This window comes from Prosthecobacter sp. SYSU 5D2 (assembly GCF_039655865.1).
Lineage (GTDB): Bacteria > Verrucomicrobiota > Verrucomicrobiia > Verrucomicrobiales > Verrucomicrobiaceae > Prosthecobacter.
Window position 1 is genome coordinate 153,883 of record NZ_JBBYXL010000007.1, and the last position, 24,711, is coordinate 178,593.

Below are 24,711 nucleotides of genomic sequence, written 5' to 3' on the forward strand. Positions count from 1 at the left end.
GCGGTAGGATAAGGTTGACGACCAGCCTCCTCCAGCGATGCCTACCTTTCCTCCACCCAGCCGGGAGCCGGGTAGCTGCCGAGGACTTTGACTTTGGCTCCCTGGGTGGTCAGGTCATGAATGGCCTCCTGCAAGGAAGGCTCCTGATGATGGCCGCTGATCTCGAGGAAGAAGCGGGCTTGCTCGCCTGTGATGTCGCCGGGAACGGGGCGGTTCTCGATCTGGCGGACGTTCACATTGCGGCTGGCGAAGACTTGCAGCACCTCCAGGAGCGCGCCAACGCGGTCGCGGGCGTGGACCATGAGCATGGTGTTGTCATGGCCGGAGGGGGCACCGCTGCGGCGGCCCAGGATGATGAACCGGGCGCGGGAAGCATGCTCGCGCGGGGAGGTGGAAAGGACACGCAGGCCGTGAAGTTCCGCACCCAGGGGCGTGCCGATAGCGGCGGCACCGGGCTCGTTTTCAGCATGGGTGGCGGCGAGGCTGGAGGAGGCGCTTTCCTTCAATGCGGCATGGGGAAAACAGGCCGACAGCCAGGGGCGGCACTGCGCGAGCATTTGGGGCAGGCCGTAGATGACATGGATGGAGGCGGCATCACCTTTGGCCATGACGACGGTCTCCACCTTCCAGAGGATCTCCGCATAAATCTGCAAATCGGAATCCACCAGGTGGTCCAGCGTGTGATGGACGGCCCCTTCGGTGGAATGCTCGATGGGCAGCACGCCGTAGTCCACCTCCTGGCTGGCCACGCGGGCAAAAACGCCCTCCGTGCTGGCCTCGGCGGCATAAGCTACGCTGTTGCCAAATTTGTTGATCGCCACCTGGTGAGTCCAGGAACCGGCAGGGCCCAGATAGGCGATGCTAAGGCTGTTTTCCAATGCCAGCGCCGCGCTCATGATCTCGCGGAAAATGGCACGGATGGCTTTCTCGGTGAGGAGGCCCTTTTGCGCATCATTCAGCTCGCAGAGCTTGCGCAGCAGCTTTTCTTCACGGCCCGGCACGTAGATGTCCAGGCCGTCCTTCTTTTTGATCTCGCCAATGACGTGGACCATCTCGGCACGCTCGTTCAGCAGGCGGATGAGCTGCTGGTCAATGGCGTCAATCTTGATGCGAGTTTCTTCCAGCGTCATGATTCAAGGTGCCCGGATTCTGCCGGGGCGGCGGATTCAGTGGAACCCAGGGAGAGCTGGGTTTCTTCAGGGGCGGAGGCACCTGGCTGCTCAGTATCCGCAGTCGGCAGCTTCACGCGGCGCAGCTCGGCGGCATTCGGCAGCTCATCCAGCGTGCGAACGGCAAAGTGGTCCAAAAAGGCGTCCGTGGTGCCGTACAGCAGGGGGCGTCCGGGCAGGTCGGCGCGACCTTCGATCTTCACCAGGCCACGGTCCACGAGCTGTTGCACCATGGCATCCACACTCACGCCACGCACCGCCTCCACGCCTGCTTTGGTGATGGGCTGGCGGTAGGCGATGATGGCCAGGGTCTCCAGCGCAGGCTGGCTGAGGCGCTGCACCTTCTTGCCGGGGTAAAGGGCGCGGCACCACTCCACGTAGTCCACCTTGGCACAGAGCCGCCAGCCATGGCTGCGCTCCACGATGGTGAAGGCGCGTCCGTCCTGCTCATAATGGGCCACGAGCTGGTCAATCGCCTCGCGGATGCTGAGCTCATCCACGGTCAGCAGCGGCTCCACCCATTCGGGGGCCGTTTCGCCCTCGGGCGTGGCATCCCGGATGTCCTTCGCCGTGTCCTTCACCGCCGTGACCATCTGCGTCAGGGGCAAGGGCTCCTGGGTCGCAAAAAGCAGGGATTCAACAATGGCAGGCAGTTCCATGACGGGCAGACCATCCAAGCGAGGCAGCCGGGGGAGTCAAGCCGGGCTTCGGCGAGGACCGCGCCCTCTTCTATCGCCGCCGACGGAAAAGCAGGCTCATCATGCCGGTGAGGAGGAGGATGCCGCGAGTGGGTTCGGGGATGAACTGGACGCCCAGGATGCCCTGGCTTTGAAACTGGGTGTAATCCCAGGCGAGGCCGAGGCTGGTGAGGTCGGGGACGGAGAGGCGGTCCTCAAGAAGGCCAGGGACGATGAGGGTGGACCAGTCGAGGAGATCAAACTGGTCGCCGGCGGAGGGGGTGTATTGGAGCAGGACCTCGATCATGGAGGTGGTGCTCATTTGCAGGGTGCCGGTGATGGCAAGGCGGTCGTTCTGGCCGTTGGCGAAGAGGTCCAGGACCAGGCGGCCATCGCCCTGGACATCCAGGCCGGTGAGGAGGGAGAGGGTACCAGCCTGGGTGCCGATGCCTGGAGTGATGCGGCCACCGGCGAGGACGCTGACGGCTCCGGCCACATCTCCCTGGCCGGCGAGGGTGGCGGTGGAGTCAATACTGACTGGGCCGAGGCCGATGGCGGAGCCGGTGGCAGGATTGAGCAAGAGGGTGCCGCCCTGCACGAGGGTGCTGCCGGCATAGCTGTTGCTGCCGGTGAGCGTGAGGGTGCCGGTGCCGGTTTTGGCCAGCCCGCCCATGCCACTGATGTCCCCGGCGATGGTCGAATGAAAAGCTCCTGTCTGAATAGCAGTGGGCGTATTCAGCGTCACGGCCCGCGTGGCAGCCAGAGTGATGTTATCTGCGCCGAAGTGAAGTCCGGTCAGGGTGTCAGGCGTAGTGTTATTCGTATCCAGATACAGCGGGTTGGTGGCATCCCCCAGGGCACCGTCACTGTAGATGACCAGGCCGCCGCGGTTTAAATTCACCCGCAGGGCGGTGAAGCTGTTACTCTCATTGGTCAGGTGCAGGCGACCCTGGCCCCCGGCGGCGTCATTGCTGACGATGAATTCAGACGTGGCATTGCCACCGGAGATGAGGCCGGACATGGTGGTATTGAACCCGGCGGCACTGTCCACAAGGATACGAGCACCGGCATTGGTGGCGGCGCTTTGCAGAACCAGGTTGTTGGCAAAGGTGCCGCTCCCGGCTGCTGAATCAAAGTAGAGCGCCGTCAAGTTGCCACTCGGGTGGGTCAGCACGATGTCACCGTTGCCGAAACCGCCATAGGCTGCTGGGGCATTTAGGCGGAAGGCTCCGTTGGTGGTGGAAGTGGGGCCAAAAAAGATTTGCACGCCACCTACATTGTGAGCGGTGGTAAGCGTCACCTGATTGGCACCTTCTTTGATGAGCTTGCCGCTGCCGAGGGAGATGGGGTCGCGGATTTCGATACCGCTGCCGCCGCCGAGCATGAGGTTTTTATCCTCTGCCGTCACGGCATTGCCGGAGGCTACGTCCAGGCGCAGGGTCAGGCTGGAGCCAATCGTTTGCGCAAAGATGAAGGCATCCTCCTCCAGAACCAAGGGGGCGCTGATGATGAAGGTCTGGGTGCTGGTGGGCCGGCTGTTGATGATGATGCCGGTGCTGATGGGCAGGGGGGTATTGCTGGAAAGGGTGAAGCCGGTCGGGCGGGAAATCATGAGCATGCCCACCTCGGTGCCGCTGTTGATGGCGACATTGCCAGTGCCGGTGCCGATGACCACATCCTGGCCAGCGGTGGGGAGCACGTCACCGGTCCAGTTGCCTGCCGTGGTCCAGCCGGTATTGGCACCGCCGGCATCCCAGATGGCGGCGGTGCTGCCGCTGGCCATCAGGACGAAGCTCAGCGAATCGGCTGTGTTGCCATTATCCTGGTAGCCCAGTCCTGGCAGGTCCAGGTATTCCAGGTCCCAGCCATGGGTGGTGGGTTCATAAAACCAGAGATTGTCCCCCGCCACATCCGCCAGCTCCGGACTGAGCAGCAGGGTGGCCTGGGCGGGGTCAATGCCGGGGGCATAGAGCTCGTAGCGACCAGTCGCACTGCGGACAAAGGCGTAATTCCCGCCAGTGATGTCGCGGCTGAGGTTACCGTTGAGCCTGCCCATGGCATGCACGCCTGGGGCATCGCCGCTGACGACGGAGGTGGTGGGGACATAAACAAAGGCCAGCCCGTCGGGTTCGGTGGCCGCGCCATTGGCTCCATTGTCCTTCACCTGGATGGTCCAGGTGCCATCCGCATTGGCGATGGAACCTGCATAGTTGTCTTCATTCTTGCCGCCCGTGACGATGAGAATGCCGTCGGTCTGGCTGTTGATGCCGGCCAGGTTGAGTTCATAGACACCGGTTGCTCCGGGATCATACAAGGTACTTGGCCCGGGGGCGGTGGTGCTGAGGGTCAGGCCGGGGGAGCTTGCCATGCTGGTCAGGATGCCGCCGTTGGCACTGTTGACGGCGTGACCGCCGATCCAGCCGTCCGCATAGGGGAACCAGGAGGCGGCCAGATTGATATTAAATTCACCGCCAGCCGGGGTGGAATGCACGGGGATGAAGTAGCCATTGGCATCGTTGGCGGTGGCACTCGTCGCCCGGAGCGGCCCGGTGGCGTCTCCAAAGGCGGTATTGTCACGGGTTAGCTGGGCCACATTGGAAATCATGATGCCCAGGCTGCGGTCATTGGCCGTGGTGGGGGTGAATCCAAAAAGAAAATCCCCCCGGTTGGAGCCGGATCGCAAAGCGATGTTTCCTAATGAAGTGATGCCATCCGCTGACAGCGCTGCCTGGCTGTAGCTCAGGCTGAGTGAGACGCCGTTGGCCGCGTTCGTCTCATTATTCTGGAGGACGGTGATGTTACCAAAGGTGGGACTCGCGGTTTGCGCGGAAAGAGTTCTCAGCGTGCATACAAGCACCGCCAGCAGAGGCCAAAAGAGTCGCTTCATAAAGGGGGGACGGTCCTTTCGCTGGTCACCTGTGAATGACAATGCAAGCCATGTGACGATCTCTTCTGAGTGCTAAAGCTCCGGTTTATTATTTCATAGCCACATCCTTACACTGCTGTGCCTAGCCGGTTTTCAAATGTCTCATCACGAACATGTAGCTAATCAGAATCCGATAGGTTTCAGCCCCCCCTCAGCCACACCTATCCAGGAAACAATATCGTCTCTCAAGAAACACTGACGGTGCTCAGAGCTTGAGCTACGGGGCTGCCCCCCCATGAAACTGCTCCCCTGTTACGCTTTAGCTGTCCTCGCCTTGTTCGTGCCAGACAGCCCGCTGTCCGCCCAGTCTGTCTGGAACGTGACCACCGGAAACTGGAATGTCGCAGGCAATTGGAGCCCTGCCGGTGTGCCGGTCAGCGGTCCGGAGTTGCATCTGCGCTTCAATGCCACCAGTTCCTACACCAGCACGAACAACCTCGGAGCGCTGACGTTGAACCGCCTGACGGTCAACAATACAGGCAATGGCACCCTCACGCTGGCGGCTTCCTCCACGGCCAATACACTGACTTTTGACGGCTTGGCACCCACGCTGGACATCACCGGCATCACGCGCGTGACGGGAATCCTGGCGGGTTCCGCCACGATCACCAAAACGGGCTCCGGCACCTTCATCCAGGACAGCAACAGCAGCGGATTCACCGGGACGATCATCATCAACGAGGGACGCTTCTCAAGCTGGGGAGGGACGTCCACGGGCAATGCCGTGACCACCAACTTTAATCCCGTTTCCATCGTGGTGAACGATGGGGGCACTTACCAGTTTGGCAATGCAGGCATCGGCGATCCCAACCTGCCCCTGACGACCTACATCACTGTCAATGAAGGTGGAACCGTAAGCTGGCAGGAGACCCAGACCTTTGGCGGCTTCAACCTCCTGGGCGGCAGCATCTCCCTCACCAACGGGACGGCCACCCCGAACGGCACAACAGCACAATCCTGGACGCACGGCAGCATCACCGGGAACATTTACACAGCCTCCGCCTACAACATGGCGGGCAGCGCGCCGATCTTTAAAACGACGGCAGGCACGGTGACGATGAGCGGGGCCGTGGCTCTGACGAACACCGGGGGACTGCGCCTCCAGGAGGGCAAGGTGGTCATGGCCCATGCGATGAACCTGGGCACCGCTCCGCTGACTTTTGGCGCTGATGGAACCACGGGGACCCTGGAATACCAGGGGGCCAGTGCACTGCGGGCAGGAAACCTCATCCGCAGCACCGGGGGCACCGGGGTGATCCAGGTGACTCAGGCCAGCACGATTCTGACACTCTCCGGGGCCAATACCGGCTCAGGCATCCTCAGCAAGAAAGGACCCGGCACGCTGTACCTGTCAGGTTCTTTTGCTGCGACTGGACCCACGCAAGTGGCAGAAGGTATGCTGAGGGTCAATCCTGTGACCGCCTCCGGTGGATTTTATGTGGAGGCAGGGACGGTGCTGGCAGTGAATTCAGGCAACAGCAGCAGCAGCTTCAGCCTGCCTGCCCTGGTAATGCAGGACACCGCAACGCTGCTGCTGGAACTGGGCCGGGATACCGTTTCCGCCCATGCATTGGTGAAAGTGGGGAATACAGACGGCTTTTTCTTCAATGAAGGCGCTGTGCTGCAGGTGACCAATTCGCTCCCATTTGCCAACGGCACTTACACGCTGCTGGATTACGCAGGCACGGCCATCACCAGCGGGCTCACACTCCAGCTGCCTGGCCGCACCCTGGGCAGCCTGGTCTATGATGTGGACAACACCCAGATCCAGATGAACATCACGGGCACTGACAGTGTGAAATGGACCGGTGCGGTGGATACGGCCTGGGATGTGGGCACGGCAGCGGGAGTGGGTGGCACGGACAACTGGCAGCTTGTCACTGGCAGCACGGCGACGAATTTCATCCAGACGGACACCGTCCTTTTTGATGACAGCGCCGCGCGTTTTGACGTCCAGATCCAGGAAATCATGAACCCTTTTTCCATCAAGGTGGATGCCAGCGAGGATTACACATTCAGCGGCACAGGCAAGATCACTGGAACCACAGGTCTCAGCAAATCCGGCACAGGCACACTTGTCCTGGCCACGGACAATGACTACACGGGCGGTACTGTGGTAACGGGAGGCACGCTTCAGCTTGGCAATGGCGGTGGCACCGGCAGCATCACAGGCCCCCTTTCCCTGGCCAACAGCACGCTCGCTTTCAACCACGCGGAACCCTTCTTTTTTGACAATGCCGTCAATCTGACCGGCAGCAACACTTTGGTGCAGAACGGAGCCGCCACAGTTACCATGAATTCGCGGCTGGCCCTGGGCACCAACACGCTCACTTTTGACGGAATCGGCATGCTGGATCTGGCGGGCGCCATCACCGGCAGCGGCGTTATCAACAAGAACGGCAGCGGCCACCTGAACCTCCTGGGTCTGAACACCTTTAACGGCACGCTGAACATCAATGCCGGCACGGTCCAGCTCACGGATCGCGGCAGCAGCGGAGACATCAGCGCCAAGTCCATCATGGTCAATGACGGCGGCACCTTTATCTTCGGCGGCGAAGGCAATCCGGATCTTCCCGGCACCACCATCATCACAGTGAACACGGGCGGGCTTTTTGAGTTGCGCACGGGGGAGACCTATGGAGGCCTGGTGCTCAATGGGGGGGACTATCTGGTCACCACGACAGCAGGTTCGCTGGCCTCCAACGGAGAGACGACGGTTCCAGGAACGGTGGTGATTGATCTGCGCTCAGGTACCATGAGCACCCAGAACTCAGGGACAGGGACTGGCGGCGGTGCGCTGGGCCAGTCGGGTGGCGGGGTGGCGGCCAAGACCACATCCGGCACAGTTACCATGGGTATTGGCATGACATTCAATGCCAATCTGGCCCTGCAGGTACGTGAAGGCACACTGGCTATGCCCACCACCTCAGTTCCGGCCACCGGAACGGCTGTTGTCTCGGGAGGTCCGCTGGCTGGCCTGGAATTCGGAACGGCGGAAACGCAGGGCACGCTTCAGATTTACGGCTCCGGCATTGGCAGCACATCCAGAAACATCACCCTCCATGCGGGTGGTGGAAAAGTGGAGGTGACTGAGCCGGGCACTGTGCTGAATTTCACGGGTGCCATCTCAGGTGACGGCCCGCTGATCAAGACCGGTGCTGGCACACTGAACCTCAGCGGCAACCTGGACTCCACGGGCCTGACCACCGTCAGCGAAGGCACCTTGCGGCTGAAGCCTGGCACCATGGCAGGCGGCCTCGCAACAGTGGACGGGGCGCTCCTGGCGGTCAGCTACGATGCCGTGGCTGCTTCCCTCAATGTCCCGGCGGTCATGCTGGCTGGCGGCTCGGTATTGCAGTATGAATTTGCTTCTTCAACGCTGCCGGTGCTGCCCTTGGTGAATGTCACGGATACGGACGCGCTCAGCTTGGGAGGGGAAGTCCTGCTGCGTCTGACCAACAGCCAGCACTTCGCCACGGGTCTATACACTTTGTTAGACTACAGCGGCAGCGCCATTACCTCCGGGTTTGCATTGGAGCTGGCCGGGCGCGCCTCCGGCACCCTGAACTATGACACCGCAGGCACGAAAATCACGGCCACCATCCTCCAGGGGGAGGAAGTACGCTGGACCGGCACCACCAATGCGAAGTGGGATGCTGGCACTGGCGTGGACATCGGCGGCACACAAAACTGGCAGACCATCACCAGCCTGGCCTCCACCAACTTTGTACAGGCGGACTTTGTGCACTTTGACGACACCGCCTCCCGCTTTGATGTCACCCTTGAAGGCGTCCTCCGGCCTAACGCCGTATCCATCAATGCGGCTTCCGATTACACCTTCAACGGCAGCGGCAAGATCAGCGGTATCACCGCGCTAAACAAATCCGGAAGCGGAACGCTCGTCCTCGCCACGGACAATGACTATTCCGGTGGCACAACAGTCAGCGGCGGCAGCCTCCAGCTTGGCAACGGGGGCATCAGCGGCAGCATCACCGGGCCGCTGGTCCTCAGCGGCGGCAGCCTGGCCTTTAACCGGTCCGATGACTTCACCCTGAGCAGCCCCATCACACTTGGCGTCAGCACAGGCATTGTCCAAAACGGCAGCGGCCTGGCCGCCATCACCTCCGCCCTGGCGCTGGGCAGCAACGTGCTCACCATCACGGGTGAGGGTGATCTCCGTTTGAGCGGAGTCATCAGCGGCACTGCACTGGAACCGGTAGTCATGAACGGCAGCGGCACCCTGTATTTGCCGGCCACCAATACTTTTACCGGCACCACGGTCATCAACAGCGGCACGGTCTCTGTATCGAGTACGCGCGGCCTTGGGGCCACCACGGCGGATGTCTTCATCAACGGTGGCACCCTGCAGCTGACGGCCAGCAATCTGGGCTCCGTCACCGCCGCGAGCCGCACGGTCACCATCGGGCCTGCAGGCGGCACGCTGGACTTCCAATCCAATCAGACCTTCCAGGGAAGCGGATTCTTCGGCGCCGGTAACGTGGTCAAAACCGGCCCGGGCCGGTGGAGCGTGGGGTCCAATGCCAGCACCTTCTCCGGAGAGATCCTGATCGCTGAAGGCTCCTTGCTCATGACGTCAGCCCAGCTCAACCTGGCCAAAAACCTGACTGTGGCAGCGGGTGCACAATTCATTATTGATGACAATACCGCAGGCACCTGGTCCATGGCCTCAGGTGGGAAATACACTTTCAATGGCACTGGCGGCGGCGAAGGTGCTCTGCGCCAGATTAACAGCAGCACCAGCCAGAACGCCGTTTTCACCACCACCTTCAATCGCGAACTCAACCTGGCGGGCGATACGCTCGTCAGCACTGAGGTGGCCACCGGCACCATCAGTCTCACAGGTAATGTTACTGGGGAAGGAATGCTGACCAAGCAGGGCCCCGGCACTCTGCGTTTCGCGGCCACAGGAAATACCTACACTGGCGGCACGCTCATCACCGGGGGAACGCTGCTGGTCGCAAACTCCAGCGGAAGCGCCACGGGCACTGGTGCTGTGACCATCGCCAGCGGTGCACGGCTGCTGGGCACGGGCCGCATCACCGGCAATGTCATCCTGCAAAATGGTGCGCTCCTTCAAGGTGGCACGGCCACGGCGGCGGGGACGCTGACTTTGACAGGAGAGACCGTTCTCGAAGCTGGCAGCCAGGCTGATTTCCGTCTCATTGCGGATGGCAGCAGTGACCGGCTCGTTTTGGAGGCTTTCACTCTCGATACTTCAGCCACCCTGCGCATCCTGCTAAACTACGCAGCCGATGAAGGCGATACCTTTAACCTCCTTGACTGGACCACCCTGGGCACCGGCAGTGATACCAACTGGGTGGACAACCTGGACCTTAGCCAGGCCATCCTCAGCGAAGGCCTCAAATGGGACACCAGCCTCTTCAACAGCGACGGCATCCTCATCGTCGGCATCATTCCGGAGCCTTCGCGTGCATTGCTTCTCGTCAGCGGTTTGGGCTGCCTTCTGATGCGCCGTCGCAAGCGCTAATATTTGTTAGGCGGCAACCAGACGTTTCTGTGCGGCAGGGGCGGGCCAGGAGCGGATCACTTCTGGCTCGTAATCTGCCAGGTCTTCCTGCACCCGGTCTGGATCAATCACGAGCACGTGGGCATTTGGGTAAGCCTCACGGGCTGCCGCAGCGATGTCCTGATCTCTCACCACAAAGACACCGGCCATCACTCCAAAGGATGGCAGCAGATCCTGGTGGAAAGGCATGAAGCGGATGTCCTCGCGGTCCTCCATGGTCTTTTCATGAGCACTGGCGATGTACACATAACCCATGGCCGTCAGGCGGCGGGCAAGGTTCACAATCACCTCCTGCTCAGCCGGGGTCGTATCGGCCGGAAGCATGAACAGGAAATTCTGGAGCGGCAGGACAAAGGATGGAGCAGTCATGGCGTGTGTGGGGATTCGAGATTTCTCTCATTGCATCCACCGTGCCACGCCTGTCACAGTCTCTTTCCCAGGTAAATCAGGGGTTTTTGGCCCCAAGGCCTTGCAAGATGAAAGTCCGGTCAGGGTTTGATTAGGCAGAATGCGAGATGACCGTGGAGATTGCACTGGCACGCAAATGACAGCCAGGAGGCCCGCCAATCGCATTGCCTTTTGAATCGCGTTTCGCTAGATGTGGCGCATGAATTGCCGGTTATACCTCGCTCTGCTAATCCTTCTGGCTGCTGACCGCCTGCCAGCCCGAACCTGGACAGAAGCCTCCACGGGTAAGAAAATTGAAGCCGAATTTGTCTCGGCGACTGCCACCGAGGTGACCATCATATTGCGCGGAGGCAGACAGTTCAAGCTTGAGCTGGCACGCCTGTCCCCGGAGGACCAGGCCTTCGTCCAGCAGCAGCTCAAGCCCGCCCCTTCCGTGCAGGTGATCAAGGCCGAGGACCGCTTTGAAGACGTCAAACAGCTGAAGGCCGAAAAAATCCCTGTTAACGGCACTGCTCATGCAGCCCTGGCCCCGGTGGACGAAGCCATCCGCGAGTTCATGGTGGAAAAAGGCGTGCCCGCCGTCAGCTTCGCCGTCAGCCGCAACGGCAAGATCCTGCATGAACGCACTTTTGGTTGGGCCGATGCCGACATGAAAATTCCGCTGCTGCCCGGAGTGAAAATGCGTCTCGCCTCCATGACCAAACCCGTCGTCAGTGCCGCCATTCAGACCCTGGTCACCGATGGCAGGCTGAAACCCGAAGATCCCGTGTTCGACGTTTTGGAGCTGGCCCAATATAAAGAAGCCAAAGGCTGCGACCCGCGGTGGAAGACCGTCACCATTCAGCACCTGCTGGACCACAAAGGTGGCTGGGACCGCGACGCCTCCGGCGACTTCACCACCCGCAGCACAGAGATGACGGAAATGTTCCGCCTCAAGCCCGAGGAACTGCGGCCACTGCACGTCGTCCGTTATGGCCTCACCCTTCCCCTGGATTTCGATCCAGGGAACAAGGAGGTCTATTGCAACTTTGGCTACATCCTCCTCGTCCGCGTCATTGAAAAAGTTAGCGGCCAGACCTTCACCGACTACCTCCAGGCCACTGTTTTCAAAACCGCCGAAGCGCTCTCCTTCAGTCTCAGCAGCTCCGATGCCCGCGAGCGTCAGCCCGGGGAGATCTGGTACTGCTATCACCCCGATTATCCCCAAAAGGAAATCCCCCTGCCCTACCGCGCCGAGGCTCGCGACGGTGCCGGTGGGCTGGCAAGCACCGCTGCAGACTACTGCCGCTTCCTGGAGGCCTACTGGATCAGCGGTCAGCCGCGCAAGCCCGGCGCACGGTTCAGTTACAGTTTCAACGGAAGCCTCCCCGGCGTCACTTCCGTCTCCGCCCAGCGCAGCGACGGCCTCAACTACGCCGCCATTGCCAACCGCCGTGGCCTCAGCCCCGCCGACTGGAACGGCGACCTGCGCAAACGAATTGATGCCGCCCTGGACCCCGTGGCTGCAGAGGTGAAGTGAGAATGCCAGCGACTGTTTAAAACGGCAATTGAATGCCAATGCACTAAAAGCAGCCGCCAAGTCCTTTTATCCTGTGGCTGAACCGTCTGTCCGGGATAGGATGGCCGAATGCCAGAAGAGGAAGAACCCGTCCGCATCCCCATCACCGATGAACTGGATTTGCATACCTTCCGCCCCAACGAGGTGGGCGATCTGCTGGTGGACTACCTCGGCGAATGCCAGAAGCTGGGCATCCTGAATGTGCGTGTCATCCATGGTAAAGGCACCGGCACCCTGCGCACCGGTGTGCATGCGGCCCTGACCAAAATGGAGATGGTGGAAGGCTGGACCTGGCCCGCCGGGGAAAGGTCCGGCGGGTGGGGGGCGACCTGGGTGCGGCTGCGGGGGTGAAGTTGTCTCACAGGATTGACAATTTGTGGGACAGCTTTTAAAATGCAATCTATGGCTGAAGGTGTGAACGTCAGATTTGCAGGAGAGCTCCAGAGCTTTATCCACCAACGTGTCTCGCAGACAGGACTGTACAATTCCACCAGCGAGTACATTCGGGATCTCGTACGTCGTGATTATGAACAGGAGCAGGAGCGGAAATGGGCCTGGCTTCGTCATGAACTGGCGGCGGGAGCTGTGGCCGATGCTTCAGAGTTTGTGGCACTGGATGCCGAGGACTTGATTGTTCAGGCCAAAAAACGCAAGAGCGCCCATGGCCGCTAAAATTTACCCTGCCGCCCAGGAGCGAATTCTGGAATCTGGGATTACACAGAAGAGAAATGGGGAGAGAAGCAGGCAGATGCTTATGTGCGCGGTCTGGTCGCCGACATTGATAAAGTCGCAAGTCAGCGTCACCGCTGGCGGCCGGTACCGGATGCTGCAATGGCAGGAGTGTATTACTGCCGTTACCGGCACCACTACGTTTTCTTCCGTGAGCTTTCCAAGAAGCATCTTGGCGTGATCAGCGTGCTGCATGAGAACATGGATCTTCCTGCCCGGCTCAGGCAGGACATCGAGGGAAGTGCGTAAATATTGGTGGAATTCATGCGCCCCCCACCCCCGCAACAATGCGTGCTCCCGCTTGCCCGCGCACGGCTTCCGTTTAACGTGGGCGCTCCATGTCCCACGCCGTCCTCAGCCTCCTCAAAGAAAGCCGTCACCCCATGCGCATTGACCTCATCGGCGTGGCCGGATCGGGGATGAGCGGGCTGGCCTCGCTGCTGCTGGCGCTGGGGCACCGGGTGAGCGGATCGGACAAGGTGACGACCCTGGAGACGGACCGCCTGGTGAAGCTGGGGCTACAGTTCTTTTCACCCCATTCGGAAAAGGAGGTGGAAGAGTGTGACATGGTCATTTACTCCAGCGCCATCAAGCCGGGGAATGTGGCCTATGAGGCGGCCTATAAGCAAGGCATCCCGCTGGTGCGGCGGGCGGAGGCGCTGGCGGCCGTGATGGCCAACAAGCAGGGTGTGGTGGTGGGCGGCACCCATGGCAAGACGACGACATCCGCCCTGACGGCCCATGTCCTGCGCCAGGGAGGTTTGAAACCGAGCCACTATGTGGGTGCGGAGATCCCCATCCTGGGGGCCAATGCGCACTGGGATCCCGAGGGCGACCTCTTTGTGGCGGAGGGGGATGAAAGCGATGGCACACTGGTGAACTTCCACCCGCAGCATTCCATCATCCTCAACATCGAGGCGGAGCACCTGGATTTTTATGACGGCATCGAGGCGATCAAAAAAGTCTTTCGCCAGCTCCTGTCGCAGACTCCGGGACATTGGGTGCACTGCGCTGAAGATCCTGTCGCGCGGGAAGTCTGCGCAGGGCCGCAAGGGGTGAGTTATGGCTGGTCGCGCGACTTTGATTATTCCGCGAACATCCTGGCCATGAAGCCGGACCGCAGCGACTTTGAGGTGTATGAAAAGAATCGTTTGTTAGGCGTGGCGACGCTGGGCATCCCGGGGAAGCACAATGTCTCCAATGCGCTCGCTGCCATTGCCCTCGCGACCCGGTTGGGCGTGCCCTTTGAAAACATCCAGCACGCGCTGAAGAGCTTTCGCGGGGCCAAGCGGCGTTTTGAGATCCGGCACAGCGGCGAGCGGTTTACCGTGGTGGATGATTATGGACATCATCCAAGTGAGATCGCTGCGACGCTGGCCACGGCCAAGGGCCTGCAACCGAAGCGCATCGTCTGCCTTTTCCAGCCGCACCGTTACAGCCGCACCCAGCTTTTGAAAAAAGAGTTTGGCGCGAGCTTCGGCGATGTGGATGAGCTGTTTGTCACGGACGTTTATGCCGCCAGCGAGAAGCCGCTGCCAGGCGTCAGCGGCGAGACGATTGTGGAAGAAGTGAAGGCACAGTCCGCGACAAAGGCGCAGTCCACCCCGACGCTGATGCTCTCACGCGACAAGGTGGGCAATGCCCTCCGTCCCGGGGATCTGCTGATCACGCTGGGAGCTGGAAACGTTCATGAAGTGGGCCGCTGCATTGCACGTGACCTCGCTGTCCTTGAAAAGCTCTGCGCTCTTTTGGAGACCAACGGCGGCGGCAGCGCGAAGCTGTATGAGCCGATGAACCGCCACACGACTTTTCTCATCGGCGGCCCCGCGCAGTATTGGGTGGAGCCTGCTACTGTGGCGGGTTTTGCCGAAGTCGTCCGCTACCTGCGGGCTCAGTCGGTGCCCATCCGGGTCATCGGGCGCGGGTCCAATCTGCTGGTCAAAGACGGCGGCATCCGCGGTGCGGTCATTCATCCGGCCAAGGGTGAATTTGAGGACGTGCGGGTGGAGGGGGAAACGCTGGTGGCCGGTGCCGGTGCCCGTTTGAAAAAGATCGCCAGCAGCGCGCGCAATGCCGGGCTGGGCGGTTTTGAGTGGATGGAAGGCGTGCCCGGAAATCTGGGCGGGGCCATCCGCATGAATGCCGGTGCCATGGGCACGGAGACCTTTGATCAGATCGTCAGCGTGCGGTTCATAGACACCGACGGCCAGCTCCGGGAGAAATCATTGGCGGATATTGTACACCATTACCGAAACGTGCCGGAGTTTGAGGAGCGCTACATCGTTTCCGCCGTGCTGAAAGGCAGCCCGGCTCCGCAGGCGGAGATTGATGCCGGACTGGCGGCCTCACATCAAAAGCGCCGCACCAGCCAGCCCGTCGGCGCCAGCGCCGGCTGCGCCTTTAAAAATCCAGAGGTCTGCGGAGCCGGCCGGCTCATTGATGAACTGGGCCTCAAAGGCCGCCGCGTGGGCAAAGCGGTCGTCTCCGATGTGCATGGCAACTTCATCGTCAACTCCGGCGGCGCGACTTCCCGAGAAGTGCTGGACCTCATCGCCGAGATCCAGGAGATCGCCCAGCGCGAGCGCGGCGTGCAACTGGAGATGGAGGTCAAGGTGATCGGGGAGGATCAGCCCATGGGACTGTGAGAAGGCTTTGCCCTCACGCTAACTAGCTTCTGAGTGGTTTCAAAAGCTGCTCCGATTTCATCCAATGACACCCTTGATCGTCTTGCTAGACGAGGCAAAGCAGCCGTGCACATACTCCATGGCTTTCTTCACTTTCTCCAGGGCGGCCGGGTAATCGGCATCAATGGCCAGCAGAGTGTCGGCCATTTTTTCCACCGGCGTTTCATCAAATTCCAGCAGCCATTCACCCAGGCCGATATCCTTGAACATCCAGCACTTGGGGCTGTGGAATTCTGAATACGTGTGGATGATCGGGGTGCCGTTGGCGAGCGCGATGATCGGTGAATGCGGCTCATGGCAGACAATGGTATGTGCCCGCGCGAAGACGGAGGCCGCCTCGTCCGCGTTCCAAAAGTACTCCAGGTTCACCACGTTCTTCTGGATCTCCGGCGGCAGCAGATCGTAGATCAATCGTTTGTTATGCACCATCTCCTTCTTCACCTCGGGAGCGATGAGCACCTTCTTCCCAGTCTTCTGCACCCAGGTCGTCACCAGCTCACGATACTTCGCCGCGCGCCGCTCATCATCAGCCACCATCTGTGGCGTCGGGTTCAGCGGGTTCAGCGGCGGATTGTCCACACCTTCATGTTTGGCGGTATGCGTGCGCAGTTGCAGGGTGATGAACTGGCGGTCTTCCAGGCCCAGCTTTTTCATCGTCGCCAGCGCCCGTTCATCATCGGTCACATCAATCCCAAAGCAGCCGTCCGGACCAAATTCCAGCACCGGCGTTTTTACCCCCGCGCCCTTCAGAATGTCCAGCGTCTTGGTCTCACGGGTATAGATGAAGGCCGCGTTGTTGAGCAGCTCAATGCGCTCCGCCGCCCCCTTGCCTTCCACCATCGTCGGGAAAAACGACTGGCCAAACAGGCCATACGGCTTGCCTGCTTTGAGGCAGTATTCCATATAGTCCGTGCTCTGGCCCATGCCGGAGTTGCGGATAAAAAGATCACAATTCGCAATGGCCTGGCGCAGCACCTCATCACGCTCTTTTTTGCCCGTCAGATGTCCCTGGATAATCTCCACCTTTGGGAACCGCCGGCGCAGCAGCGCCTCCACCCGCTCATCCAGCTTGGAAGCCCAAAGGACCACCTTCACCTCCGGCAAATGCTCCTCCAGCACCCGCAACGTACCCGGTGTGTGGCCGATGTCGCCAATGTTGATCGTATCCCACGCCGATTGCAGCAGGATCGTCTTGGGTTTGCCGTCAGCGGCGATGAGGCTGCCGCCCAGGGCAGCGGTGATAGAGGCAATAAAATGGCGGCGTGTGGTCATGGCGGAGGTGTCCATCATCAGGCAAAACCGCGCTGACATTGGACATTTTTTTCCTATGTCACTCCGTTGCAGGAGCGCCGGTAATGCCCCAATTCATTCCGCCTCCGCCGTCAGGTGCTTCACCAAAAACTCGGTGGCATCCGTCTTCGGCTCCACCTGATCTTGCAGCACAATGCAGGGCACCTCCGCCGCAGCGCAGACCTTGTGCACCTCACGCGCATGGTGGATGCAGTGCAGCCACTCGCCCCGGTTGGTGGGGGCCTCCACCACCTGGCTGTTGTTGATGAGCAGCGGCGGATCATCCTTGCTGATCCAGGACAGCATGTCGCACTCCTTCAGGATGGCTTTGCCCGGCTCCGTCTCAAAAGCCTCAATGGAAGGCAGATGATAAAAAAGCGCCGCCTCAACTTCACTGGTGCCGAATTCCGGCTTCGACGGCCCCATGAAGGACTCCCAGCGGGACACATCATACGTCGCCTGGGTGGCATTGCACACCGCGCAGAGGAGCCGCGTGGATTCACGCAGCACCGGGTCCTCCGCCTTCGGGTCCGCCAGGTCATCGCGGGTGGCCAGCCACAGGGACGTGCCTGCCCCGGCCGAGCCGCCCATGGAGGCAAAGCGGGTCTTGTCCAGCTTCCACTTGTCCGCATTCGCCCGCAGATGCTGCACCGCCCGCGCGCAGTCACGCAGGATGTCCTGGACCGGCTTGTCCGTCAGAAAGGGGTAGTTCAGCGCCGCGCAGGAAATGCCCCGCTCCAGCAGTTCCTTCACCGTCTTGTCAGAAGCCCACTTGCTCTTGTCCCCATTGCGAAATCCACCGCCGTGAATCAGGATGACCACAGGCGTGGCGCCGGTCGCGTTTTTGGCCAGATATAGATCCAGCTTGTTGCGCTCATGCGGCCCGTAGGAGACATCCGCCGCATCCGGTTTCATCGCCCCCGGTTTCGCCTCCGTCTTGGTGGGTGGGGCGGACTTCTTGCTGGCCAGGAAAGCCCGCGCCTCCTCCATCGTCAGGATGCCGTCTTTGTTCGCATCCGCCTGCGGATACTGCTTCAGTCCCTGGCGCAGCCGGTCATTGTTTTCCGAGGTGACTTGGGCATAACCAAAAGTGCAGAAACCGGACAGAAGGAGACAGAAAAATCGTGACTTCATAAAAAAGAGGTGGGTCTTGAAACCGGCTGACCGCAGACAGGTTGCGCGGATGAGGGCACTTTAAAGAGACAGTCATTTTACCATCAGGCCTCAAAATTAAGAACCAAATTCTTGGACTCATATGCTGTTAGCCGGTGTGATTTCATGCAATGCTGCAGGCCCGCCGACAGTTCACAAAAAAACCGCTCACACCTGTCATACAATGGGGAGCCACCCGTCACTCAGCCCTCTTGCCATGATCACCTCGGCCACAGCCCTTTCAGGCTGAGCAAGCTGGACACTTTTGTTTGCACAGGCGGTGGGGGCGGTTAATAAAACCACCATGAGAAATGTATTGATTTCCTTCATCTGCCTGGCTGTGTCCAACCTAATGGCTCAGGAGCCAGCGGAGCTCAGCGGTCTCCGCACGTCCTACCAGTCCGCCGTGGAGCGGGCCGTGAAGCCTCTTTCCCAAACCTATCTGGACGAGCTCAAGCGCATGCAGGAAACCTTCACCCGCGATGCCCGGCCCGAAGCAGCCCAGGCCGTGCAGGCAGAGATCACCCTCATGGAATCCAAAATGACCGCCATGGGCAGCTTCACCCCCGGCGTCCAGGTGCCTGTGCTGGAGACCATCGCCGTCGTCCCCGCCAATTCGCCCGAAGGGTTCAAGCTCGGCAACTTGCGCAAAGGCGATGTCATTACCCTCAGCTACCTGAGCGGCCAGTGGAAAAACGACGGCATGTACCCGTCTGACAATCCGGATGCCGAGAAAACAGAGCGGGGAGACAAAACCCGCCTCGCCATCACCGAATCCCCCGTCAATGGGAAGCCCGGCCCCATCATCAAACCCGTGCCACCCCTGACCCAAAGCAAACCCTTCACCTACGTCGTCCAGACCTCCCGGAACAACGTCATCCTCCGCATCCAGTACGGCGGCGAAAACCCCAAAGCCCCCGGTGCCGTCAGCTACAAAGTCAAGATCGTCCGCTGAGCAGAGCAGCAGGTCTGGCCCCAGATAATTCTGCGTTCCACTGTCTTCTGCTCGCCATCGGTAAGTGATGTTTCCTTTTGTTCAACGATGCCCGTTCCACCAGTAATCCCTCCCTCCCCCATGGACGATCCCCGCACCGAGCATGCACATCCCCGGTCTCTGGCAGACGGAAGCTAGCCGGACGCCCCGGCGCACGTATACTCTCCCATGATGAATCTGGAAAGCGAGCTTCACGCCGAATACACACGCTACCGCACCCGCCGCTGGTTTTTCAAAGACTGCGGCGTTGGCCTGGCGGGCATTGCGGCGGCGGACCTGCTCGCTTCCACCGCCGGGGCCGCACCCAAGGCGGAGAATCCGCTGCTACCGAAGCGCTCCCATTATCCTGCCAAGGCCAAGCGCATCATCTACCTCTTCATGGGCGGCGCGCCCAGCCATCTTGAGCTGTTTGATAACAAACCCGCCCTCACCCAATGGGACGGCAAGCTGCCGCCTGCGGACCTCTTGAAGGGTTACCGGGCCGCCTTCATCAATCCCAACAGCACCCTCCTGGCCCCCAAGTATAAATTTGGCCGCCACGGCCAGAGCGGCGCGGAGATCAGCGAGCTGCTGCCGCATACGGCCAAGCTGGCGGATGACCTCACCATCGTGAAGTCCATGAAGACAGACGCCTTCAATCATGCACCCGCGCAGATCCTCATGAGCACCGGCGCGCAGATCTTCGGGCGGCCCAGCTTCGGCGCCTGGACGCTCTACGGCCTGGGCTCGGAAAATCAGGACCTGCCTGGGTATGTCGTCATGCAAAGCGGTGCCAAAGGCCCTAGCGGCGGCATGTCCAATTTCGGCTGCGGCTTCCTGCCCACGGTCTATCAGGGTGTGCCCTTCCGCAGCAGCGGCGAGCCGGTCCTCTACCTCAGCAATCCCCAGGGCATCACCAAAACCACCCAGCGGAATACTCTGGACGTGCTGAAGCAGCTCAATGAAGAGCGCCTGGGCGTGATGGGGGACCCGGAGATTGCCTCACGCATCAACAGCTTCGAGCTGGCCTATCGCATGCAGCAGACTGCGCCGGAGGTCATGGACATCAGCCAGGAGCCGCAGCACATCCTGGACATGTACGGGGCCAAACCGGGCGAAGCCTCCTTCGCCAACAACTGCCTCCTGGCCCGCCGCCTCATCGAAAGCGGCGTCCGGTTTGTCCAGCTCTTCCACGAGGCCTGGGACCACCACGGCGGCCTCACCAAAGGGCTGAAGGACCAGTGCGGCCTCACCGACCAGCCCTGCGCCGCCCTGGTGCGGGATTTGAAGCAACGCGGCCTGCTGGAGGACACGATCGTCATCTGGGGCGGCGAGTTCGGCCGCACGCCCATGGTCCAGGGCGGCAATGACGGGCGCGACCATCATCCCAATGCCTTCACCATGTGGTTCGCTGGTGGCGGCCTTAAACCCGGCCTCACCCTCGGGGCCACGGATGAGTTCGGCTTCAATGTCACGGAGGACCCCGTGCACGTGCACGACCTCCACGCCACCCTCCTCCACCTCATGGGCTTTGAGCACACGAAACTGGCCGTCAAATTCCAGGGCCTGGACATGCGCCTCACCAACGTACACGGCGAGCTCGTGCCCAAAATGCTCGCCTGATCCGCCCCGGCCCCGCTTGCGCAAATCAGCGCCAGCTTGCGCAAAGTCCGGTCCACCCGGCATTTGCCAGAGCCGCCTTTCTCCTTTAGTCTCACCGCCAACCGATGGATTGCCGACAGGAAGAGATTGTACAGAGCCTCATGACCTCCTATGACGAGGTCGGCGGGATCAACCATGTGGACTGCGGGGCTTTGCCGTCCAAACGCGCCATTGCGACGCTTTGTGAGGACCTGCTGCAGGTCCTTTTCCCGGGCTTTTATTCGGAAGATGCCGTCTCCTCCCATGACCTGGAGCTGATGACCCATGAGCTGGTCGCCAGCATCCGCGAGCGCCTGCGTACGGAGATCCGCCGCAGCCTGCGCCTGCGTGACCAGGGCGGCAACCACCATGAGGAGGCCATGAAGATGGCCTGCGACTTCATGGTCCTGCTGCCGGAGGTCCGCAAGCTCCTGCAAACCGATGTCGCCGCCGCCTACGAGGGCGACCCCGCCGCCCGCAGCTATGAGGAGATCATCCTGGCCTACCCCGGCCTGGAGGCCATCGCCATCCAGCGCTCCGCCCACCAGCTTTATACCCTCGGCGTGCCTTTGATCCCGCGCATGATGACGGAGTGGGCCCATGGCCGCACCGGGATAGACATCCATCCGGGCGCCCAGATCGGCAGCCATTTCTTCATAGATCACGGCACCGGCGTGGTCATTGGCGAGACCTGCAGCATCGGCACCCGGGTCAAGCTCTACCAGGGCGTCGGCCTCGTTGCCCGCTCCCTGGCCCAGGGGCAGGCCCTGGCCGGGAAGAAACGCCACCCCACTATTGAGGACAACGTCACCATCTATGCCGGCGCCACCATCGTCGGCGGGGATACCGTCGTCGGCGCGCGCAGCACCATCGGGGCCAATGTCTTCCTCATGGAAAGCGTCGGCCAGGACATGATCTATGCCCTCGGGGACCAGGAGCACCGCATCCGCGACCGCAAAGCCACCCCGGTGACCAAAAGCCCCAAAACCGCTGATTCCGACAAGGCCTGATGCCCAAGCCTTCCATGCTGAAACTGTCCCAGCTCTTCCTCGACTTCCAGGCCGGCATCCGCGGCAGCCTCGCGGAGCGCGCCCTGGACCGCCCTCTCTATGCCCAGCCGGATGCCGCTTCCGCCGCCCCGTCCAAAGCCAAAACCCGCGCCGCCAAGGACAAAGACGCCGCTGCCGCCGCCAATGTCCCCGATGAAGACCTGACCGAGAACTGCCGCATCCTCCTGCGCCAGATTGACCTCGCCGGTGCCGCCAGGCTCGTCTCCGTGCAGTGGAACAGCCGCCTGCGCAGCACCGCCGGCTATGCCAGCTACCCCTCCTGGAAGATCGAGCTGAACCCGAAGCTCCAGGAATTCGAAGGCCAGGTCGAGCGCACCATGCGGCACGAGCTCGCCCACCTTGTCGCCTATCATCGCGCCGGACGCCGCCGCATCGAGCCCCACGGGGCCGAGTGGCAGCAGGCCTGCACCGATCTCGGCATCCCTGGGGAAAGCGCCCGCCACCGCCTTCCCCTGCCCCGGCGGGAGGTGAAGCGCAACTACACCTACGCCTGCGCCCACTGCGGCCTGCGCGTCCAGCGCGTGCGCAAATTCCGCCGCTACACCGCCTGCAGCGCCTGCTGCAACCAGCACAACGGCGGCCAGTACGACTCCCGCTACCGCTTCGTCATGGTGGAAGACCTGCGCAATGGTTGAGCCTGGCTCACGCCTTGGGTATGGCGTTCGGAGTACCGCATTTATGCGGTGATTGGGGGGCCGCGCAGCTTCAAAGATTCCGTCCCGCATTACGCGGACGGTACTCCGAACGCCGGAATGCCGGTGCCAGAGTCCCTGTCGTTATGGGTTCACCTTGTCTGCCCCTCTCAGACGCACACGGCACGTCCACCCTCCATCCCCCTCACTTTCCGCGCTTCAAGTCCTCGCTGGCCTGGTCCAGGATGCGGCGCTCATCTGGCGTCAGGCTGTGCATGCCTTCGCGGCTGATCTTGTCCAGGATGTCATCCACCGCCGGGCTGTGCTTTTTCACCTTGGCCTTCGGTTTGGGGGTGGCCACCGTCTCCTCATCATCGCGGCTGCTACGGGAGCGGGCGGCAGGCCGGGAGCGCGTGGCCGGGCGGGCCTGGAAAGACGGCATGCTGGGAAAGGTCAGCGCGCCCTGCTCATAGCGGATGTAAGCGATGGCTGTGCCCACCTGCCCCGTCAGGATCATCAGGGAGATCCAGTCCCGGTTGGCGATGGCGGACAGGGCCGAGATGCCCACAAACACCGCCGCCAGGATCCACACTTCCAGGGTAAAGAAGATCAGCGAGATCTGCGCCCGGGAATACAGCGCGGCAAAGGCGATGAACACGCCAAACTCCCATTCCAGCATCCCGGCGCAGAGCCGGTCGGAGCCCATCAGGCCCGCCACCGTGATGAGCAGCGGCGTCACCAGCAGCAGGATGACCAGCAGACGCACAAAGCTGCTGCGGCCCAGGTGCCGCTCCACCGCCTCGCCAAAGCGCCAGAACATGAAGCAGCCCAGCAGCAGCCACAGGCTGGGCGGGTTCACCAGGAGGTAGGTCACCGGCGCCCACAGGTGCAGCCGCGCCAGGTCAGAAAAGGAAAACGTCAGGTAGTCCACCGCCTCCGGGGCGGCGGCCATCAGGATCGTGGTCAGGATCATGCTCGCCACCCCGCCCAGGGCGATGGCGGCCGAAAGATAGACCGGATGCCCCTTCCACCAGGTCAGGGGGAGGTGGTCTTTGGATTCAGGCAGCCAGGACATGAGGTAAACTGGAGGCAAATTTCATTTCTGCGAAGAGAAAGATCAACGCCGGAGGCCGCCAGGGTTACAAACATACGACCGCCTTGGAATACCGTGTGCTGCGAACATAACGTTCCTTTCATACGGCCCGAAGGCGGGCCCATACCCTAGATACAAACATCCACCATGATCACACATATTCAGTACTTCGGTTGCGATGCCCGTCCCGACTGGGACGAAAAACTGGAAGCCCTCTTTTTTGAAGCCCGTCAGCACCTGCCCGTGACGGACGCTTCCGCCCGGGTCGAAGAACCCAAAAATGCCACTTACCGATACCGAATAAGCCTCTCCCTGAAGCTCCCCGGTCCGGACATCCAGGTCCATGCGGATGGTTACACCTTCAATGAAGCCCTCATCGGCGTCAGCGCCGCCATCCGGCAGAAGCTGAAGGCCCGCGCCGCCAAAGCCACGAGGAATACCGCCGCCACCCGCGGCGTCAAAGCCGCCCACCGCGGCTAACCCCCCCACCCGGCCCCTCGGGGCTTTCCACACCTTTCACCATCAATGGCAATCCGCCCTGCGGATTGCCATCTTTGTTTTTGGGTATACCTGGCCGGAGTCGCGAGCCGACACGGTTTTGCAAACTTCCCAGACCTGCCTTGGATTCTATACGATTATTCTGTCCTTCATTATTCTGCCGATGCCCGGGCTCAAGAAAGTATGGCAGAATGATAAGGGGCAGAATAATAATAACGGGGCCGAGGTTGCCAGGTTATCCAGCATGGGCGTCTTGTTCGTGACAAAGAGCGGTCCAGTCTTCTTCGGGAACCAGTTTTTCCCCCAGATCAAACGCGGCCGGCATCTCCCACTCTGCAGCACGTTCCCTGCCGGGCGGATGGTGAAGGATGACCTCCTTCAATCCACGGCGCACCACTTCCGCGAAGCTCATTTCGTTTTCAGCGGCGATGCGTTGGGCCTCCCGGAAGAGAGCATCTGGAATTTGGATTTCCGTTTTCACCTCGATGATAATTCGCTCAACTTCTGGTGGGTTGTCAATTTGGATCTGCTAGTCAGGAGGCCACACTGCCATAGCCAGTGTGCCAAGCGTATGAAAGTCGAGTTAGTGATGCCTCGCCGTACCAGGATTTTTTCGCAGGCGACTAGCCAGACCACCTCCGAAAATTCTGATTTTCTCAATAA

19 protein-coding genes are annotated in these 24,711 nt (G+C 61.0%); 11 read left to right on the top strand and 8 right to left on the bottom strand.

The annotated features are described in order from the left end of the window. Nucleotides 1-41: 41 nt before the first annotated feature. The 3 genes from pheA to WJU23_RS13420 form a co-directional block, all read right to left on the bottom strand. Entirely contained in the window at nt 42-1,130 is a 1,089-nt protein-coding gene (gene pheA / locus WJU23_RS13410) for a chorismate mutase (RefSeq protein ID WP_346333094.1), read from the bottom strand. Further along, on the bottom strand, nt 1,127-1,828 hold the full coding sequence (gene scpB / locus WJU23_RS13415; RefSeq protein WP_346333095.1) for an SMC-Scp complex subunit ScpB: 702 nt from the start codon (nt 1,826-1,828) through the stop codon (nt 1,127-1,129). Before scpB ends, pheA begins: the two co-directional genes overlap by 4 nt. Before the next feature lie 70 nt (nt 1,829-1,898). Next, a complete protein-coding gene (locus tag WJU23_RS13420) occupies nt 1,899-4,733 on the bottom strand; it encodes an autotransporter-associated beta strand repeat-containing protein (protein ID WP_346333096.1) in 2,835 nt (944 codons plus the stop codon). Nucleotides 4,734-5,007: 274 nt separating this feature from the next. On the opposite strand from WJU23_RS13420, the gene WJU23_RS13425 reads away from it, so the two are divergent. Continuing rightward, the gene (locus tag WJU23_RS13425; protein ID WP_346333097.1) at nt 5,008-10,281 is read left to right on the top strand and encodes an autotransporter-associated beta strand repeat-containing protein; all 5,274 of its coding nucleotides are present in this window, start codon (nt 5,008-5,010) and stop codon (nt 10,279-10,281) included. Between the two features lie 6 nt (nt 10,282-10,287). Here WJU23_RS13425 and WJU23_RS13430 read toward each other — a convergent pair whose 3' ends face one another. Beyond that, nucleotides 10,288-10,689, bottom strand: a complete 402-nt coding sequence (locus WJU23_RS13430; protein WP_346333098.1) for a hypothetical protein — start codon at nt 10,687-10,689, stop codon at nt 10,288-10,290. A gap of 238 nt (nt 10,690-10,927) precedes the next feature. On the opposite strand from WJU23_RS13430, the gene WJU23_RS13435 reads away from it, so the two are divergent. From WJU23_RS13435 to murC, 5 genes are all read left to right on the top strand, one after another. Beyond that, nucleotides 10,928-12,247 carry a serine hydrolase domain-containing protein gene (locus tag WJU23_RS13435; protein WP_346333099.1) on the top strand — a complete coding sequence of 440 codons (1,320 nt, stop codon included), beginning with the start codon at nt 10,928-10,930 and terminating at the stop codon, nt 12,245-12,247. Between the two features lie 108 nt (nt 12,248-12,355). Continuing rightward, nucleotides 12,356-12,637: a Smr/MutS family protein gene (locus WJU23_RS13440; protein WP_346333100.1), complete on the top strand. Its 282-nt coding sequence runs from the start codon at nt 12,356-12,358 to the stop codon at nt 12,635-12,637. A 63-nt stretch (nt 12,638-12,700) separates the two neighbouring features. Further along, complete coding sequence (locus WJU23_RS13445) at nt 12,701-12,958, top strand: type II toxin-antitoxin system ParD family antitoxin (RefSeq protein WP_346333101.1); 258 nt, start codon at nt 12,701-12,703, stop codon at nt 12,956-12,958. Nucleotides 12,959-13,042: 84 nt separating this feature from the next. Further along, entirely contained in the window at nt 13,043-13,264 is a 222-nt protein-coding gene (locus tag WJU23_RS13450; protein ID WP_346333102.1) for a hypothetical protein, read from the top strand. Between the two features lie 89 nt (nt 13,265-13,353). After that, entirely contained in the window at nt 13,354-15,660 is a 2,307-nt protein-coding gene (gene murC, locus WJU23_RS13455; RefSeq protein WP_346333103.1) for a UDP-N-acetylmuramate--L-alanine ligase, read from the top strand. Nucleotides 15,661-15,717: 57 nt separating this feature from the next. Here murC and WJU23_RS13460 read toward each other — a convergent pair whose 3' ends face one another. Continuing rightward, the gene (locus WJU23_RS13460) at nt 15,718-16,971 is read right to left on the bottom strand and encodes a polysaccharide pyruvyl transferase family protein (RefSeq protein WP_346333104.1); all 1,254 of its coding nucleotides are present in this window, start codon (nt 16,969-16,971) and stop codon (nt 15,718-15,720) included. A gap of 93 nt (nt 16,972-17,064) precedes the next feature. Then, nucleotides 17,065-18,123 (bottom strand): alpha/beta hydrolase, encoded by a 1,059-nt coding sequence (locus WJU23_RS13465; RefSeq protein WP_346333105.1) that lies wholly within the window; start codon nt 18,121-18,123, stop codon nt 17,065-17,067. A 322-nt stretch (nt 18,124-18,445) separates the two neighbouring features. Here WJU23_RS13465 and WJU23_RS13470 point away from each other — a divergent pair, with 322 nt between their 5' ends. The 4 genes from WJU23_RS13470 (at nt 18,446) to WJU23_RS13485 (ending at nt 22,460) form a co-directional block, all read left to right on the top strand. Further along, on the top strand, nt 18,446-19,096 hold the full coding sequence (locus WJU23_RS13470; RefSeq protein ID WP_346333106.1) for a hypothetical protein: 651 nt from the start codon (nt 18,446-18,448) through the stop codon (nt 19,094-19,096). A gap of 210 nt (nt 19,097-19,306) precedes the next feature. Then, nucleotides 19,307-20,737, top strand: coding sequence for a DUF1501 domain-containing protein (locus WJU23_RS13475; RefSeq protein ID WP_346333310.1), 1,431 nt, complete (start codon nt 19,307-19,309; stop codon nt 20,735-20,737). 104 nt (nt 20,738-20,841) lie between these two features. Further along, nucleotides 20,842-21,765 carry a serine O-acetyltransferase EpsC gene (gene epsC / locus WJU23_RS13480; RefSeq protein WP_346333107.1) on the top strand — a complete coding sequence of 308 codons (924 nt, stop codon included), beginning with the start codon at nt 20,842-20,844 and terminating at the stop codon, nt 21,763-21,765. Between the two features lie 14 nt (nt 21,766-21,779). After that, nucleotides 21,780-22,460, top strand: a complete 681-nt coding sequence (locus WJU23_RS13485) for a SprT family zinc-dependent metalloprotease (protein ID WP_346333108.1) — start codon at nt 21,780-21,782, stop codon at nt 22,458-22,460. Nucleotides 22,461-22,662: 202 nt separating this feature from the next. Here WJU23_RS13485 and WJU23_RS13490 read toward each other — a convergent pair whose 3' ends face one another. Then, complete coding sequence (locus WJU23_RS13490) at nt 22,663-23,532, bottom strand: rhomboid family intramembrane serine protease (RefSeq protein ID WP_346333109.1); 870 nt, start codon at nt 23,530-23,532, stop codon at nt 22,663-22,665. A gap of 165 nt (nt 23,533-23,697) precedes the next feature. On the opposite strand from WJU23_RS13490, the gene WJU23_RS13495 reads away from it, so the two are divergent. Further along, on the top strand, nt 23,698-24,030 hold the full coding sequence (locus WJU23_RS13495; protein WP_346333110.1) for a hypothetical protein: 333 nt from the start codon (nt 23,698-23,700) through the stop codon (nt 24,028-24,030). 253 nt (nt 24,031-24,283) lie between these two features. Here the strand turns inward: WJU23_RS13495 and WJU23_RS13500 are convergent, their stop codons facing one another. After that, nucleotides 24,284-24,529, bottom strand: coding sequence for an antitoxin (locus tag WJU23_RS13500; RefSeq protein ID WP_346333111.1), 246 nt, complete (start codon nt 24,527-24,529; stop codon nt 24,284-24,286). Nucleotides 24,530-24,711 lie beyond the last annotated feature (182 nt).